We start from the raw sequence: 17529 nt of genomic DNA, 5'->3' as shown, positions 1-17529 counted from the left end.
TTCAGTAAAGCTAATTGCATCAAGTTGTTTTGAATTTCAATTAGAGTGCGAATACGCCAAATCTCTTCAAGCTTGAAGGACGTTTCACACCAGTAGCATTGTGGTTTAGTTCTGGTTTCATAGTGACCTCCTATTTAAAAGTCACTATGAGGATAGTGGATGTATTACTGATTAGGATTTGGAAAGAAATGAATTTCGAAAAATCGAGCATTAGCAATCCATGAATAACTACTGGTATGGCAAAGCAGTTGCTTTTTATGCCACAGTATCCGCAACAAAATATCGTTTTTCAGCACAATAGGAGGCAAACGAAGAAGTAATGTGAAGACATAAAAGCTTTATACTGCGTGCTTTATTATCTAACTGCGTAACGTTAAACCTTCGCCCTATAGTAATTGCGGTCTCTCTACCATGAGCTATCGCGTTACGGTGATCCTTGACTTCGGTTAAGACAAAGTGCTGCACACCTTCTGGCAGTGGTGAGCGTTCTAAATCAAAAAAATTCCACACGTTCTCTAGCTGTTTAATAGAAATATTCATTGAGCCACCTGATGGAAAAACAGAACTGTCAACATTAGTCACTTCAGTATCACTTGTTACTGCGAGAACAAGTTTATGACGATTTTCCCACACTTTGGAGGCTCCGCACTCTCGAAGAGCTTTAAAATGAGAATCAAACAGCGAGCACAATACCGCACTTTTAAAATGATTAGCTGGAGCTTCTTCTTGCCCAATAACTTCTAATGCTCGTGTGACTGATTGTGTAATTGCGAACTCAAGTGCTGCATACATTGCAACAAACACCAAGCCTTTCTGAGCACGATAGAAGTCTGAATTTTTAGTTTCTTCAGTCAGTGCCTCATCTGACAAATACTCTAGTATTGAATCTAGTTGCCTCAAGCGATTCATAACACCAGCATCAATATCATTAAACATTATCTACAAACCTAACTCGACAATACTCGACTCTTTCGCGTAAGCGAGGCCCTGAGTTTGTGGCTCCTGTTGTCAAGCGGCGTAACTCTTCATCATCAATCCAATTGGCTACATTTGATCCGCTAATATCAACTCCTTCTTCAATTGCATCGGCAGCTCCAATAGCAATGGCTTCAAAAAGCACTTGTGGTGTACTTCCTTTATTGCCGCGTTTAATTCCATTAGGTAAGACAGCTCTTAGTGATTCAAATGTTTTTTCAAACAGCTCTCTATACTTCTTATAGTTAAAATGTATCGATGCATCGGCCATAAAGTCATTTAGAAATATCTCTACACTGTGTTTGAAATCATCACGTTTTGTTTTGTAGGCCAAAAACTTCAAAACAAGCTCTTCTCTGGTACCGTCTTTCGCTTTAGTTGATGACACATTAACAACTTTGTTGAAGTCATCATTTTTTGCAAGTTCAATGATAAAATCATTAAATTGCCCTCTAAATACACAAGCTCGAATTTCTTGAGGAGTTAATTTGATTCCACCAGTATTCAATCTCTCAAAGAGGTCGAATCGTACTTTTAGATCACTTTTATCGCTTAGTGTTGTTACCTTAAGCGGACGTAAACTGAACTTCAAACGAAGTGAATGAGGCAGATCATTAAACGTTGCTCCATTGAACTCAGACAGGATATCTAGCCCCTTAAGTTTAAGAGGCTTATCCAGTCCAAAACGTTCTATTTGCTCTGGGGTCCCACAAAAATGAATCAATGAGTTAAGCCTTTGTACGCCATCTATTAACTCCCAAGATCCATCTCTATTTGCAGCCATGAACAAGTTAGGAATAGGTATTCCCAATAAAACAGATTCTACAAGTTTAGACTGGTTATCTTCAGGCCAACGAAATTGCCTTTGGTACTCAGGAGCAATGTTGATAATTGATTCATTCGCCATAGAAATCAACTCTTTAACAGATATATCAAATGAATCAAAATCTACTTTCCTAGTCTCTTGATCGAGTTGATTCATATAATCTTTCATGTGTTCTCCAGTGAGCTATCTAAGTTTATTCCAGTGTAACAACAACTCATATTTTAGTCGATATTAGTCAATAGGTTAGTGAATGGTGACTAGAAACACTATCTAACAATTCATGGAGGACTGAGGGCTAAGCTCACGTCGATATTCTTGTAAACTCTCACATCACAAGACACCACAACGATTAGAAAAAGCATTCATAAAGTGCAAAGAAAAAGTGTACTAGCACACAATGGGGCAAATGCGAGTTAGTACCAAGCGTCCGCTTTTTGACACACATACAACAGCCAGGTTTAATTTAGCCCTGTTAATCTGGTTTATTAACGTCAGGTGGTCTAGCTGTGGTCTCTAATTAAATCGACTAGGGCTAGATTTTATGGCCCACTCATCAAATTGTGCATGAGTGGGCCTGCTTTATTTTTAGTTTGTTGAGCGATCACTTACGATAGGTGATGGCGGGTTTTTGGGCTTATTACTCTGGTGTAGCATAAGTAATATTGTTGGCGTTCATTGGGTTGATTATTGATATCAATACGTGCAACTCCTGCGATTACGTCTAACCATCGGCACTTTTCACCAAGGGGTAGTCGTTTGGACCGAGAGAGAGTAGTGATACTCTGTTGAACACTAAAGTTTCTACATTCTGAACTGTTTGATGTTGGTTATCTTCACTGACATCAAAATAATGGTCGCCGCCGTATACATCTTTCCAATGTTACGCATAAATGCCCCCATACTGATAAGGAAGTTGTTTTCAACTTCAATGCCTTTTAGCCCATAGAACAGCTCGTGCTCACCGACAAATACAATTCTTCCCCCCTGTGCAGCAAATTGTTTTTAAGCGACTGACTTCATCCGGAGAATATGAGTTAAGTGGAGTCCAGAGTACGATAAGTTTTATTTGTGGGTCATCAAGATCCCAATCTTCTAGAGACTGATATGTAATAACTTCAAAGCCTAAATCTTCCCAAGTACTGTACAGGTAATTAATAGATTGGCATGACCAACTGCAGCGAGAATCATGAGATCGATCTAGGACTATTTTAGAACCTTGGGCACGGAGGCTGTTTCCTGAAAAACTGGCTAGGTTTTTCGCAAATTGCGTGTTATCAGCTTTGTAAATCCGCTCATCATCTAGAATATTGACATCATTGAATACGATTAAATCTCCACCAGCTGCAGGTGCGACGTTACTGTCAAACGTAAAACCAATAATTGAATTTGCTCGGCTCCCCTGACTATCTGTCGCATAGAGTATAATGTTGTTTTCACCTTGAACAAAAGACTCCGCTGGTTGAGTGAGTGCGAAACTGCCACTATTAAGCGCAAAGCTAATGTCTCTTTTAGCTTCTCCATTTATAGAAATAAATAATTTGGCGATACTTGATTGAACTGTTTCAATCTTGCCTTCTATTAAGATGTTACTACTCAAAATTGCGCCAGGTTTGGAGACAATATTGTGATTTGTGGTGGAACTTTTAATGTTAACTCAGATGTTGGCTCCGAAATTGCGCGATAAGCGCTTAAATCGCTTTCGTTTCCTGTTAAAGCAACATCTATGATACATGCTTCAAGCCTGCTTTTTATGCTTACATACTTTTGGCACAATTCTTTAACCCGTTGATATTCCGCACTACCAATTTGTGCCTCTAACCTCGCTTGAGTTAACAATGTTCGTGGAAAGTTAAGGTCAACGAAGTTTTCAGGGGTCTCATCATTGAAGTAGTCGAACAAAGAGGATTCGGATGTTACACGCCAACTATTGCCGTAAATATCATAAAGTTGATTGAAGTTACCTTTGTCTTCAATTTGATTGCCGTTAGCATCCGTTAAGTCATTGTCGACGTTGCCATCAAAGTATCCAAGTAACCCATTAACGCTGCCTGCACGAGAGTTTGGTAAAAGCACTTCTGTCTCGACAAACTCACCCGCCGATACACTTTTAGTAATGAGGTGTCTGGCCAAGTTATTTCGTAATGACGATTATTTTGTTTAAAGATACTTGCTTGATTAGAAAGCTCACTAGCACCGTTATTCAATGTTTGTAATTGACCATCAATAAGCACGGCAAGGCCTTCATCATTGGGGTAAAAGGTGACTCTTGTTCCTGCGACATTTGCGGCGACAGCGGCATTGAAAGACACGTGTTGATTGCCAGGGACTGCGACATAACGGCCCTGAATCTCAAAAGTGTCGATATTGGACTTGGCTAAGATATACTCACCAACGCCATTAAATCCATAGTTTAAGCCGTCAAACGTACGTAAGTTTGGGTCTCCTGTGACACGAGCCTGCTTGCGCGGGTTGCCTAGGTTGTCGTCAATTGGGTTGCTACCATCTACGGGCTCACCACTGAGCAGAATTAATTGAACTGGTTGGTTGGTGTCCTCGGTAACAGTGATTGTAATGCGCTCTGGTTGAAAACCCGATTTAGAAGCGATCACATGATAATCACCAACTGCGAGTGGTGGAGAACTAAAGGCGCCACTGGTATCGGATGATAATTGTTGAGAAAGCCCAGTGCTTACGTTTGTGAGTGACACATCAGCGTCTGATATGGGGCTACCGTCAACGTCGGAGATAGCACCTGTAAGCGTATTGAATTGAGTCTCAAATGGGCATACTTCAGAGCCCCAAATTGGTTGCTCCAAATCATAAAGAGGAATCTTTTTCTTCTTAGCTTTACTTGTCAGCCCAAGAATATCGCCTACAAAGCCGTAATCTAGGTTGGCATTAACTCCTAATCCTACTGAGAGTTCAAGTTTACAATTTGGCTCATGATCTGCGCTTTTGTAGTTTGCTTTAGCAGCATATTTTGCATATGGGCCCATTGCTAACCCTGCTCCAGGGCCATCTAACTCTATCTTATTCCCAAATGGTAATGGTACAGACAACTCGTAAGCAGAAAGCATAAACTGTAGCTCTGCTTTTACTTTTGCTGATGTTTCACCTGATAGTTGGTATTCAGGTCCAATTTGAGATATGACAGGCACAAAGCTGTGAACTGGGCTCAGTTTTTCGTTTTGATATTTGAATCCGGTTCTATAGTTTCCTGATGCACTAATACCCATCTTTAAATTTGCTTTACCAGCAACAATAACATTAGCGCCAAGTTGTGGGTGTAATTTGACGTTTAAAAATAAAGGAATAGGCCCCACGAATAGCTTAACATTTTTGTTAATAATGGGATTGAATACCTTGCTTTTGTTCAGGCCTCCTTTGTAACTGTAGTTCGCTTTTAGATAAGTATTAGTGAGGTAATCTGCTTGAGCAATTGTAGAAAAGTGAGTTACCTCACCACGAATAATTGAAAACTCTATTCCTATCTGAGCGCTTGAGTTCATCTTTAGTTCTACAACAGACGTGACTTCAGGGCTTAGTTTTTGTTGCAGTGTTCTTGAGAACGTTAAGATAGGAACATCTACACTCGACTGTACCGTATTATTAGCAGTTGAAATCGACTGATTAAGTGTCGCTGCTTGGTTCGTGATAACAAGGTCTAGTTTAACGTCTGCATCTGGAAAAGCTTTGTGTAATGGTGCTTGCGAGGTAGTTAAAATATTACCATTAATATCAAGAACCTCACGCATAAAACCGGTGTCGCCATCAGTGGTGACACCGACTATAATATCACCGACTTGTATGTCGCTTAACGCACCTGCGGTGAGTGTGAGCCTACCCATCTCTGGGGTAATTTCTACTCCCGATTGGCCATCAACGATGAAGGTTGTGTAACCGTCAACGGCTCTTGTTGCCGGCTTCAATTCGCTGCTCGGGTCTAATGTAGCGATGACTTCAGCATCTTCAAGCGGTTGCTCATCATGGTCACCTGTGTAGTCAACAAAATCTATTGCTTCAGCAACTTCTACATTGGCGCTTGCAGAGGTAGAGTAGCCTGATTTATCTGAGACAGTGACCGTAAGCTCAAGGTTATCTCCAGTGTAGTCTTCAGGGATTTTTAGTGAAGCAAAATCAGGTTTATCGTTATCAATGTTAAGCTCTATATCTGTTGATTCTTCCCATACGATGCTGTCAATTTCAACGGCACTCGATATATCTGCTTTTAATTGTGCCCACGATCCTTTCGCGATGCTCTGAGGTACTTGCAATTGAATCGTTATGTTGTTCAGGTTGTTTACGGTGACAACTACCTGATCAGTAGCACTTCCTCCTTCATCATCAATAACTGTTAATTCGAAGCTTAACTCCTCGTTTTCTGTGACATCTGGAGCCACAAATGAGGAAATTGCGTTGCTTTGGTCCGATAGCAAAACTGGGGGGCCTGAAAGTTGCTGCCACTGGTAGCTTTTAATCACCCCATCGTTATCTGTGCCACTACCATGTAATGTGACGGTTGCCTTTTCATCGACCGTTTGATTTTCTCCTGCTTGAGCAATCGGTAGGCTGTTCGTTGGTTTATTTATATCGTTATCTGAGTCCCCACCACATGCGACTAAAGCGCCTGTTAACAACGTAATTAGGGTTGTGCGTAGAGGAATGTATTTATGCAGATCCATAACCATCCTTATGTATTTGAGCGAGAGCAAGTTGCTTTGAAAAAATAAGAATGCGTGAAAAAAACAGCATGAGACAGGGTCGAAATTTCCACCTTGTTCAGTATCGGTTCATTGAATAAATTAACTAGGTGTTAATAAAATTAAAAGGGTTATGGACATGGAACACGGCACTATATCACAACAATCTACAGGAAAATCTATATCAGGCGTTTGGAATTTGCCTTTACTGCTTTGTTTGCTCTTTCTGTTAGTGCAGCTGGCTGGGTGTAATGCGATGCACACTGCGGTGAAAAAGCGAGATTTAAGAGTTGAAACTAAAATGAGCGACTCTATATTTCTAGATCCAGTCAGTCAGGACAAGCGCACAGTGTTTTTGCAACTCAGAAACACATCGGATAAGCAGGATTTGGTCATCGCTAACGAGATACAAACTGCATTACTGTCAAAAGGCTACAAGGTTGTTAATGACCCAGATGCAGCGCACTTTTGGATCCAAGCGAATATTCTCAAAGCAGGCAGAACAACCGCTGATGAAAATCGAGGAATTTTAGCCCAAGGCTATGGTGGGGCTGTAGCGGGTGCTATTGTTGGTGTTCAGTTTGGTAGTGGTCGAGGACAAGCTGCTGCTGGCTTGCTTGGCGCAGCTGCGGGCTTTGTTGCTGATGCAATGGTGGAAGACGTTTATTTTAATATTGTTACTGACTTACAGGTTTCTGAGCGCGCGAAATCGGGTGTCGAAGTACAAGAAGGTAATAGAGCTAAACTAAAGCAAGGTAACTCAGGTTATAAATCGGTGACTTCAAACGAGGTGACCGACCGTAAAAAGTATCAAACACGGATCGTTTCTACAGCGAATAAAGTAAATCTAGAATTCGTTGAGGCTCGACCTAAGCTAGTCCAAGGTTTAGTAAATTCTATTTCGGGTCTGTTGTAGCAAGGTGTGCGGTAATAATGGAAATATAGTATTAGCATGGATGTGAGGCGGCAATACTATATTTCCAGCTATTTTTAACTGTTATCGGTCGCTTTTTACAAATACTGCAACCAAGGTGATGGATTAGCATGTTTATAGTGGTTAATTCATTTTGTAGGCCAATACAATACCCCAATCAAAGTGGTCAACGCTTAAATATTCCCCATGATTTGTGCCTAATAATTTGGCTAGTGTGTAACGTAAAAGTAGCGCGTACAAATGCAGAAAATAAAGGTGTGCTGGGAACCGAGCCTATTCTCTTGGTGTACGGGTTACGTTTTTGCGTAGCCTTTCTAGCATAGCTAAGCTTAAATTCATTGCAGCGAATGTGATGAGAATAAAGTGAAGTGATGGTGGGCACTTCGTCACATTAAATACTGACCTTGCTTTCGGTATCACTGAGCTAAAGTGTCACCATGCCACCGTTTTACCGTAAACATTCCCGCCTTGTAACAGCACAAATAGCATGAGGAAAATACTACCAAGTGTCAGTGCTGCGCGCTCAAGCAAGTGAGAGCTTTCGACCAAATACACAAAAAAAGCGTCAATTGACAATTTATTAAATAACAATAACATGTGGTGGTATGTTATATTGTATCAAAATATAAATTCCAGAAAATAGAGATACCAGTGAACAAAAAATTACTTCTCTCACTCATTTTGGTGGCTAATGGCACCTCTGCGCAAGAATCAGCTTCAAATCATAGCCCAAACGGGGAAATCGAACGTATAGAGGTTAAACAGTTTCGGCAGCCCTATCGTGGTAATGTACCTTTAGTTCAAACGCCTCAAGCAGTCGATACCATTAGTTCAGAACTGCTTGAAAGCGAAAGTATTACTCGCTTTATGGAAGCGTTAGAACTCACACCGAGTGTTGTTAGGCAAAATAACTCTGGAGGCATGTTTGATAGCTTTGCTATCCGTGGTTTCTCGGGTGATGAAAATAATCCATCAGGTTATCTTGTCAATGGTTTTAATTCTCGAGGCTACAACGGCAATAGAAGTACAGCCAATATCGAAAGCATTGAAGTCATGAAAGGTCCAGGCTCTGCGTTATATGGGCAAGGGGAGCCCGGTGGCACTATCAATATCATTACCAAAAAGCCTCAGTTCGAAGAGCAAGGTTATATTCAAGCAACGTTTGGTAATTACAGTAAAAAACAGTTTGAATTTGATTACACAAACTCAGCTACCAAAGAAACTGCTTATCGACTAAATGGCGCATATGAAGATTCAGACACACATAGGAGCCATGTTTCAATCAATAGCTTGCACTTATCGCCGTCGATACTGTGGAATATTTCTGATGACACGAGTCTGAGCTATGAAATGGAAGTACTCGATCAGAAAAAGCCGTTGGATAGAGGTGTGTATATTCTAAATTATGACTTTGATGACGTTAACACGGACGCTTTTTACGGTGATATTCGTGATGGTGCGCACCAAGTTGAAGCCTTAGGTCATCAGTTAGTGTTAAATCATAAGGTAAGCGATGATTGGCACATACTCACCGGGTTTGCTTATCGAGATTCTTCATTTGAAGGTGTATCTTCAGATACCGAATTATCAGATGGTCGACAGCTGATATACACAGACGCGAGCCTACTTTCTCGTCAAAGACGTGCTCGAGACTACCAGGCTTTGGATGTTTCTGCGCGTATTGAACTCAGTGGTGAAATTGAATTAGGTAGTGTAAAGCACAACATTCTAGTGGGCGTTGATCACTATAATTTTGACATTGATACTGATTATAAAGTATGGCGTACGGCATGGGGGTCGGGCGATACCACCTATAGCATTAACCCAAATAACCCAGACTACACGCAAACACAACCAGAACCTGTATTAAAAACGTTGACCGAAGAAAACCAAAAAGGTCTTGGTATTTATGCTCAAAACTTGATCGAACTGACCGAAAAATCGAAAGTATTAGTGGGTGTCCGTGTTGATAAATTTGAGCAAGACATTCTTAACCTTCGTAGTGATGAAGCGCAAAGCCAAGAGCAAACCGAGTTTACGCCACGCTTGGGTTTTATTTATAACGCGAATGACAAAGTTAATCTGTACGCAAGTTACGCAGAAGGGTTTAGGCCAAACCCAGGTTTAGATTCTGATCGTAATGCGTTTGAACCAGAGGAAACTAAATCATTTGAGATTGGCGCTAAATGGCAAGGTGTTGCGGATCGTTTCTCGGGTAGCATTGCACTTTTTGATGCGCAAAAAACCAATATGCTTACCGCTGAACCTGACACCGGCTTATCAGCAACCTTGGGCGAAGTAGAAAGCCAAGGTATTGAATTTCAATTAACGACTGAATTAACCGACGAGACTGTGCTCGCGCTTGCTTATGCTTATACCGACGCAAAAACCGCAAATGATTTGATTAATGCAGACTGGGGCGTGCCTATTCCCAAAGGCTCACGCTTGATCAATATTGCAGATCATATTGGTCATGTTTCACTAAAGCATTACACCACTTTTTTAGGAAAAGAATCCTATCTTGGGGCAACTGTGAATTATGTGGGTGATCGTCTAGGCGAAACAACAGACGCAAACTTCATTTTGCCATCCTATACGCTAGTTAATTTATCGGCCTCGGTCGAATTAAATGACAAGGTAAGTGTGAAACTAGACATCAACAACCTGTTTGATAAGACTTATTTTGAAAACTCCTATCACAAACTATGGACCATGCCGGGATCACCTACAACATACAGCGCAAGTGTGAAGTATCAGTTTTGATCCCTAATACGAGCGTAAAGTCTTAGCATATTTTAAGTCTTCTGCTTGTCGAGAGAGTAACAGTCTGAGTCATTTTACTTGGACTGTTTTTTCGTTTTTAACACGAGAAAGAGTGTAATGAATAATCTTCAAAACAGTAAAACACGGTTGTCTTCTATCGATATACTGCGTGGCATCGTGATGTTATTTATGTTGGTTGACCATGTGAGAGAGCGGTTTTTCTTGCATGTACCAGTTCTTGATCCAATGGACATTCATACCACGAGTCCAGAGTTGTATTTTACCCGTTTAAGTGCCCATTTTTGTGCGCCTATTTTTGTCTTTTTGACAGGTTTATCGGCTTGGTTGTATGAAAACCCCGCGAACGGTGCGAAGCGATCGGCCCAGTCATTTCTTTTAAAGCGTGGCCTATTTTTAATTTTACTTGAAATGACACTGGTTAATTTTTCTTGGTTTGGCGCGTATCAAACACTGTACTTGCAAGTTATTTGGGCAATTGGCGTCAGTATGGTGTTATTGGCACTGATGGTCGCTTTACCTCGCAGCGTGATAGTAATATTGGGTGTAAGTATTGTGGCTGGTCATAATTTATTGTCGCCCATCGAGTTTGCACCGAATGAAATAGGTTATACCGTTTGGACTATTCTGCATGACCGAGGTTATTTAGTAGCAGATGCTGTAGTTAACGTAAAAGCGTCTTATCCGGTTTTACCTTGGATTGGCGTTATCTTGTGTGGCTATGCGGTAGGGCCTTTATTTTCAGGCTCAGTGTCATCGCAAGCACGTAAAACCATTTTATTGCAAAGCGGAGCAGCGCTATTAGTCGGGTTACTGGTTTTAAGAGGATTAAATCTATACGGAGAAACACTTGATTGGTCTCAACAGGCAACAACACTTCTCACCACAATGGACTTTTTTAACTTTACTAAATATCCGCCGTCTCTCGATTTTATTTTACTTACCTTGGGAGTTGGTGCATTCGTATTAGCGTTTTTAGAGACTAATGCGCTCAGAGTATTAGAGCCGGTTCGAGTATTAGGGTCAGCGCCGATGTTTTTCTACATTACGCACCTATACGCGCTACTTGTTCTTAGTATATTGGCACAATGGCTATTTGGTGCGAATCAGCACTATGGTAGCAGTCAAACAGCATATTTTGGCTTTTATTATGTTTGGCAGATATGGCTATTCGCAATGTTTTTAAGCGTGCTTTTATACCCATTATGTAAATGGTTTGCAGGTTATAAACGGAAAACATCAGCGCGATGGGTAAAGTATTTTTAAATATCAAAATACTGTTTAAGTTTTTGTTTTTAAAATGAAAACCTTTGGTTGGCAGAGCTGGTAAGCGAATGGAAGACACCCACCATAATATAGATGTAAATTATTGTGGGGGTCTTTTATTTATGTGTTTGATTTATTATGCTTTTTAACCTCACTTTTCCAGTATAGATACAAATATGAGTGGGTATCATTGATTTGTATTACTACTCAGTGATTTAAGTGTTTTGATACTTCTTAAGCTAAATTTTTCAGCATTAATGCAAATAGTGATAGGTGTCCAGCTGGTGACCTAAATTTCCCACTCAGCCAAATCACGCACAATAGATTTTGCTTCTGAAGGTGCCCACTCCATCATTTTTGACCAAAGAACTTCATCAAACCGCTCATCCAAGTACGCATAACGTAAAATTGTAATCAATTTTCCTCTCTCACCTCGCCCATCAAAGTGGGTTTCTAGCTCATAAAAGTTATATAAACGGTCTTCAAGCCACTCTTCATCTATGTAGTTAAGGACTTCACTAATATCATTTTCTGAAATTCGGTAGCAGTCATAGTAAGGGTCTATCAGATTTTCTTCTGGTATATGTACTGATTGAAAAAATGGGTACAAATCATTTGCTATCGCATAAACATAGGATGGACTAAATCCACAAACGTCACCATGAATGCGATAGTTCATGGTAATCATTAGTTTTCTATTTTCGTAGAGGGCCAGTAGTTGTAGGTCATTAGTCATTTTTGTTCGCCTCGTGGTCAATAGTTACTGCTATGGTATTTAGGTGTTCAATTAGGCTACTAATTGCCTCAATTCTTTCTCTCTCTTCAGCGTTCTTAAAGTCTATTTTTGTAAGCAAATTGAATATTTCATCAAGTTCTATTTTAAACTTTTCAGAATGCTTAAATGACCCCTTAAAGTCATTTCTAAAATCGGTAACTTCTGCAAGATCGTCTTCGATCGAAAGCCCTTGTCGACTGATATTCTGACCGCGCCTAACATACCGCCCTAGCTTTTTAACTAGGGCTTTGATCTTCTCTACTTCTTTTACCAAGTCTTTTTGCCTCATAACATCCATGAGGCGGATCTCGATTTTAGATGCTTCATCAGCACTATTTCTAGCTTTTCGATACTGAAGCCAAGCGATGCCTGCACCTAAAACGGAGCCCACTGCTCCTAAACCTGATATAAAGTCTAAAATGTTGCTACTTTCTTCCACTTTATACCTCAAAATTCAAATATATACGCTTGTGTGCTAGCTCCCAAATAATAGGCTAAACTGACACGGAGCGGCAAGCTTGCAACTTTTTTGTCCTGATTAATTTGCTTGCTATAGCTCATTTATATTTCATCTTATCTTTAACTACTAATCCAATAGCTAGAGCTGCAGCACCTTTCGCAAGAGAGCCCCTGATTTAGCAAAATCTTCAGTGCAAAACACACAAAATTCGTCATCATAATATTCGCCACCCGTAACATAATTATCACAACCAGAATAACGACATATGTATACGTCTTTGGAACAAGAAGGACATTTGCATTTATCTCTTCGTAGTGTGTTTTCTTCTATGACGTTAGGCATAACACGTTCTTTGCAGAAAGAACACTTACCTTTAGGCTTTGTGGGCATAATTATCCCTATCACTAATGTTCATTTGAGCTATAACGCCAGATTAACGGGTAAATAATCGTGGTCTAAAAGTGAGCAGAGCGAAAAGCCCGCAAGTTTTTTATCTCAGTTAAATGGCTTGTATGGTTTTTACGGCGATAACGACTGTAGCAAGTGCTCCAACTAGAGTAGCAATTGTTAAAACCACATTTAGCCAGAAAAGTCTATTACCAACTTTATCAGATGATGTTGCATTTTTAGCCAGCTGACTTTCTAATGATTTAATTGATGATTCTATATCTTCGGTACACCTGACAGTAATCGCAGCTTTCTGTTGTTCATGGACAGCACTGTTTGGTTGAGCAGTTCCAATGAGATCTTCAAGAATCTCATGTTTACTTTTTCCTTTTACATAGCTCACAAAACTCTCCTAGAAACATTACAATTTAGTATTTATGCGACACGCAGTTTGTGTTGCATAATCGCTGGTCGGACTGAGCCGTCACCTGCTCGGTGTGTCAGAGCTGGTGTCGTTTATGCTATGGCTTACTTAGAAAAAATAGGCTTTTTGGAGGCTCTCACTTTCCTAGTTAGTGTAATCAGTTTGGCTAGTGTTGTGTAAGCTTTCCCTGCTGCATTGCTCAGCGCTTATTATTTATTCATTACACCTAAATTTGCCTTAATAAGCAATTATATTTTTTAGACGTACAGAGGCCGCTAGTCTGAGCAATTAGGCAGGTTAAATAATATGATTAACGCTCAGGACTGTGATTTATAAAAGCTTTCTAACTTATCTAAAAAGTCGTGCAGTTTTTGGTTCATTTCGTCATAGTTATGATTCAGTAAAACCTCTGGCTCATCTACAAATCGATACTGTAAAGCGTCATTGAGGTCGTCATTTTCAATTAGTAATGCGACGATATCTTTGGTAAATTCCATATGGCACTGAAAACCGTATACTAGGTCTTGATAGGCGACAATTTGCCTTGGGCACCCTTCGCTATATGCAATCACTTGTGAGCCATTGGTGAGCCCCGGCATATCATTATGCCAGTGACCGACATCCAACACTTTTCCAAAATGACTAAATAGTGGGTGTGTCATCCCGGCTTCCGTCAAGGTTATCGGATATTTTCCTATTTCACGTTCAGGGCTAGGCTCAAATGCGGCACCTAACGCTTCACCAATTAGTTGCGACCCTAGGCATATACCAAGCACAACTTTTCCAGCGGTAATCGAGTTCAAGATGACTTTTTGCTCACCTTTTGTATCGAAGTGTGGGCATTGCTCAATAGTTGTTGACGGATCTTGAGGTCCTCCCATTACAATCAAAAAATCTAAGCCTTCGATATTTTTTGGGAGAGATTCGCCTTGATAAACTCGCGAATAGGTAACGGTATGACCGCGTTTATTTGCCCAAGATTCATAGGCGCCGGGCGCTTCAAAATGTTCATGAACGATAAAGTGAATATGCATCTTTGTGCCTTTTAATTAACGATAGGCTGTAGATGGTATATTAAATTTGGATGGCGTAATTTATACTAACAGACGTTTAATATTGATAAGTCGCCAAGATGCAAGCTAATGACCTCATCAAAGGTTCTCCTGATAAACAAATCGTAACTAAAACGATTAATATGGCTTCTGGCTATATTGATGACTTCCATTCACATTCGTGGCATCAAATTGTGTTTCCTTTGCTGGGGCTATTACAATCGAGTATCGGCGATAAAAGCGGGATCGTTCCTCACAACGGTATGCTTTATATACCCGCAAATACAGTGCATAAATCCATAGCGATTACAGATACACAGTTTTTGGCGATTTACCTTAATCCCGACAAATATGTTCAGTATGGAGACAAACCAAAATCCTGTCTGGTAACGCCATTTATTAAAGCGCTTATTTTGTTGCTATTTGAAAATGAGACGCTCACTCAAGCACAATCCAATATCACACATTTGTTAACGGTATTGCGGGATCAAATCACGATCGCAAACCATTATGAAATACCCCTACTCATACCTACCGATAAACGCCTTTTATCCATTTTCTTACAGCTTAAAGAGCAACCGGATTTACCATTTACTTTAAAGGAATGGGCAACAAAAGTGGGCGCTTCTGAGCGCACTTTATCGCGATTGTGCTCAAGAGAGTTTTCTCAATCATTTTCACGGTGGAGACAAAATGTGAGGTTAGTTTTATCTTTGCAATTGTTAGGGTCGCAAAAGAGCATACAGGAAATTGCCATTGAGTTGGGGTACGCTTCTGACTCTGCATTTGTACAAGCGTTTAAGAAATTATTCAATCAAACACCGAGAAAATACCGAATTGCCAACTTACAGCACAACGTAAATTTATTTTGAGCAACTTCTGCTGCTTTTAGGTTACCTGCGCTAGAGACGAAAGTATCTTATCGTGAATGCTTTTAAGTTCTTCCCGCTTTATGTAGTCTAGGTGGGATTTAATTATTGGAGGCATTTCGCGATGTTGCGAATTCTTTTATGTGCTAGCTTAGGATTAGCACCAAGTTTTGGGTTAGTTGCCAAAGAGGTAATGACCCCTGACAAGCTTTGGCAAGTAAAGCGCGTAAGTGCGCTTGGGTTATCTAAAGACAACACCCATGTAATTTATCGAGTTACAACGCCAAGCGTTGAAAACAATGACTTTGATAGCAAAGTTTATCAAGTGCCGTTAAAGGGTGGGACGTCTCAGCTTTTAAGCGCGTATCAAGGAATATTGTCAGACGACAACATTTCACCAGATGGCAGCAAAAAACTATTTCATGACACCGTCAATGTTGAAGCTGTGTTAGCCACGGATAGACACAAAGCGCTTACGCAAGCAGATGCTTATGTATTTGATGATTTAAATTACCGCCATTGGGATACTTGGAAAGACGGCAGTGTTAAACATGTGTTCTATCAGGATCTAATCACAGAAGAAAAAGTCGACATCATGAAAGGGATGCCTTTTGATAGTCCGACGTCACCATTTGGTGGTTCAAGCGATTATGTTTGGGGTCCAAAGGGTGAGAATATCTACTACGTCAGTAAAAAGCTGACTGGTGCAGAATATGCGAGCAGCACCAACACGGATATTTATCGTTATAACTTAGCGAGCAAGAAAACCACCAATCTAACCGAGCAAAACTTGGGGTATGATAAAAGCCCAGAGTTTTCATCGACAGGGCTGCTGGCTTTCTTACGTATGGATGAAGCGGGTAACGAGGCGGATAAAAATGACATCATCGTTAAGTTGGGTGACAGAGAAGTCAACCTAACTGCGCATTGGGACGGCACGGTAAGCAGTTTTGAGTGGAGTCATGATGGTAAGCATATTTATTTTATTGCACCAGTTGACGGAACAATCCAGCTATTTCAAGTAGCGGTGAACACCAAAACCAAAGCTAATCCAAAAATTAAGCAGCTAACTAAGGGCATGTTTGATGTAAATGGCATTGTCGCTGCCCTAGACGATCAGTTAGTTGTTACTCGCAATAGCATGAATCAAGCAAAAGAGATCTTCCGCTTTGATCTAAATAGCAAAAAGCTCGTTGCGCTGACAAATGTGAACGAGGCGCTTTATGCTGATTTGGATTTACCGAATGTTGAAAAACGAATGGTGAAGACAAAAGACGGCGAAGACATGCTAACTTGGGTTATCTACCCACCGAATTTTGATAAGCGTAAGCAATATCCAACGCTGTTATACCTTCAAGGTGGCCCACAGTCGCCGTTATCACAGTTCTATTCCTTCCGCTGGAACTTCCAAGTGATGGCATCACAAGGCTACATTGTGGTTGCGCCAAACCGTCGTGGTATGCCTGGACACGGCGTGAAATGGAACAAAGACATCAGCCAAGATTGGGGTGGCAAGGTAATGCAAGATTACCTTGACGCAATCGACGATGTTGCGAAAGAGTCATACGTTGACAACAAACGTATCGCGGCAGTTGGTGCGAGCTTTGGTGGTTACTCTGCGTTTTACTTAGCTGGCAATCACGATGGTCGTTTCAAAACCTTTATCGCGCACTGTGGCATTTTTGATTTGCGCAGTATGTACGGTACGACCGAAGAAATGTTCTTTGTGAACAACGAATTGGGTGGCGCGTACTGGGAGCAAAACAATGCGGCAATCAGCAAGGCATACAATCAGTTTAACCCAATCAGCTATGTGGATAAGTGGGATGCGCCTATGTTCGTGATCCATGGTGGTAAAGACTACCGTGTACCGCTGAGCCAAGGGATGCAAGCTTTCCAAGCCGCTAAACTACGTGGCTTAAAGAGCCGTTTCCTTTATTTCCCTGAAGAAAACCACTGGGTACTGACACCGCAAAACGGGATAGTCTGGCAGCGTGAATTCTTCAAGTGGTTAGAAGAAACTTTATAATTGATGTCACTGCTATCAGCAATGAGTAGTTAAGAAAATGCCAGATCGCAC

At 40.8% G+C, this 17529-nt stretch carries 14 protein-coding genes; 5 read left to right on the top strand and 9 right to left on the bottom strand.

The window, feature by feature from the left end:
• Nucleotides 1-255 precede the first annotated feature (255 nt).
• From JJQ94_RS03620 to JJQ94_RS03600, 5 genes are all read right to left on the bottom strand, one after another.
• Nucleotides 256-936 (bottom strand): hypothetical protein, encoded by a 681-nt coding sequence (locus JJQ94_RS03620; protein WP_036973829.1) that lies wholly within the window; start codon nucleotides 934-936, stop codon nucleotides 256-258.
• Nucleotides 929-1969, bottom strand: a complete 1041-nt coding sequence (locus JJQ94_RS03615) for a GmrSD restriction endonuclease domain-containing protein (protein WP_099031943.1) — start codon at nucleotides 1967-1969, stop codon at nucleotides 929-931. Before JJQ94_RS03615 ends, JJQ94_RS03620 begins: the two co-directional genes overlap by 8 nt.
• Before the next feature lie 790 nt (nucleotides 1970-2759).
• Complete coding sequence (locus JJQ94_RS03610; protein WP_201435416.1) at nucleotides 2760-3398, bottom strand: hypothetical protein; 639 nt, start codon at nucleotides 3396-3398, stop codon at nucleotides 2760-2762.
• Nucleotides 3395-3874 (bottom strand): hypothetical protein, encoded by a 480-nt coding sequence (locus JJQ94_RS03605; RefSeq protein WP_201435415.1) that lies wholly within the window; start codon nucleotides 3872-3874, stop codon nucleotides 3395-3397. The genes JJQ94_RS03610 and JJQ94_RS03605 overlap by 4 nt, the downstream gene beginning before the upstream one ends.
• Nucleotides 3796-6483 carry a PKD domain-containing protein gene (locus JJQ94_RS03600; protein WP_201435414.1) on the bottom strand — a complete coding sequence of 896 codons (2688 nt, stop codon included), beginning with the start codon at nucleotides 6481-6483 and terminating at the stop codon, nucleotides 3796-3798. Before JJQ94_RS03600 ends, JJQ94_RS03605 begins: the two co-directional genes overlap by 79 nt.
• A gap of 157 nt (nucleotides 6484-6640) precedes the next feature.
• On the opposite strand from JJQ94_RS03600, the gene JJQ94_RS03595 reads away from it, so the two are divergent.
• The 3 genes from JJQ94_RS03595 (at nucleotide 6641) to JJQ94_RS03585 (ending at nucleotide 11482) form a co-directional block, all read left to right on the top strand.
• Nucleotides 6641-7417 carry a complement resistance protein TraT gene (locus tag JJQ94_RS03595; protein WP_099031941.1) on the top strand — a complete coding sequence of 259 codons (777 nt, stop codon included), beginning with the start codon at nucleotides 6641-6643 and terminating at the stop codon, nucleotides 7415-7417.
• A 669-nt stretch (nucleotides 7418-8086) separates the two neighbouring features.
• Nucleotides 8087-10198 carry a TonB-dependent siderophore receptor gene (locus JJQ94_RS03590; protein ID WP_099031940.1) on the top strand — a complete coding sequence of 704 codons (2112 nt, stop codon included), beginning with the start codon at nucleotides 8087-8089 and terminating at the stop codon, nucleotides 10196-10198.
• A 117-nt stretch (nucleotides 10199-10315) separates the two neighbouring features.
• Nucleotides 10316-11482 (top strand): DUF1624 domain-containing protein, encoded by a 1167-nt coding sequence (locus JJQ94_RS03585; protein WP_099031939.1) that lies wholly within the window; start codon nucleotides 10316-10318, stop codon nucleotides 11480-11482.
• Nucleotides 11483-11771: 289 nt separating this feature from the next.
• On the opposite strand, the gene JJQ94_RS03580 is transcribed toward JJQ94_RS03585, so the two are convergent.
• From JJQ94_RS03580 to JJQ94_RS03565, 4 genes are all read right to left on the bottom strand, one after another.
• Nucleotides 11772-12218, bottom strand: a complete 447-nt coding sequence (locus JJQ94_RS03580) for a hypothetical protein (protein WP_099031938.1) — start codon at nucleotides 12216-12218, stop codon at nucleotides 11772-11774.
• A complete protein-coding gene (locus JJQ94_RS03575) occupies nucleotides 12211-12696 on the bottom strand; it encodes a hypothetical protein (protein ID WP_099031937.1) in 486 nt (161 codons plus the stop codon). The genes JJQ94_RS03580 and JJQ94_RS03575 overlap by 8 nt, the downstream gene beginning before the upstream one ends.
• Before the next feature lie 520 nt (nucleotides 12697-13216).
• Entirely contained in the window at nucleotides 13217-13507 is a 291-nt protein-coding gene (locus JJQ94_RS03570; RefSeq protein ID WP_201435413.1) for a hypothetical protein, read from the bottom strand.
• Nucleotides 13508-13845: 338 nt separating this feature from the next.
• Nucleotides 13846-14562: a type 1 glutamine amidotransferase gene (locus tag JJQ94_RS03565; RefSeq protein WP_099031936.1), complete on the bottom strand. Its 717-nt coding sequence runs from the start codon at nucleotides 14560-14562 to the stop codon at nucleotides 13846-13848.
• A gap of 98 nt (nucleotides 14563-14660) precedes the next feature.
• On the opposite strand from JJQ94_RS03565, the gene JJQ94_RS03560 reads away from it, so the two are divergent.
• Complete coding sequence (locus JJQ94_RS03560; RefSeq protein ID WP_099031935.1) at nucleotides 14661-15452, top strand: AraC family transcriptional regulator; 792 nt, start codon at nucleotides 14661-14663, stop codon at nucleotides 15450-15452.
• 121 nt (nucleotides 15453-15573) lie between these two features.
• Complete coding sequence (locus JJQ94_RS03555) at nucleotides 15574-17478, top strand: S9 family peptidase (protein ID WP_099031934.1); 1905 nt, start codon at nucleotides 15574-15576, stop codon at nucleotides 17476-17478.
• The last annotated feature ends 51 nt before the right edge of the window (nucleotides 17479-17529 follow it).

The organism is Pseudoalteromonas sp. GCY, assembly GCF_016695175.1.
Lineage (GTDB): Bacteria > Pseudomonadota > Gammaproteobacteria > Enterobacterales > Alteromonadaceae > Pseudoalteromonas.
The sequence above is the reverse complement of the archived record's forward strand: the minus strand, read 5'-3'. Positions and strand labels throughout refer to the sequence as shown.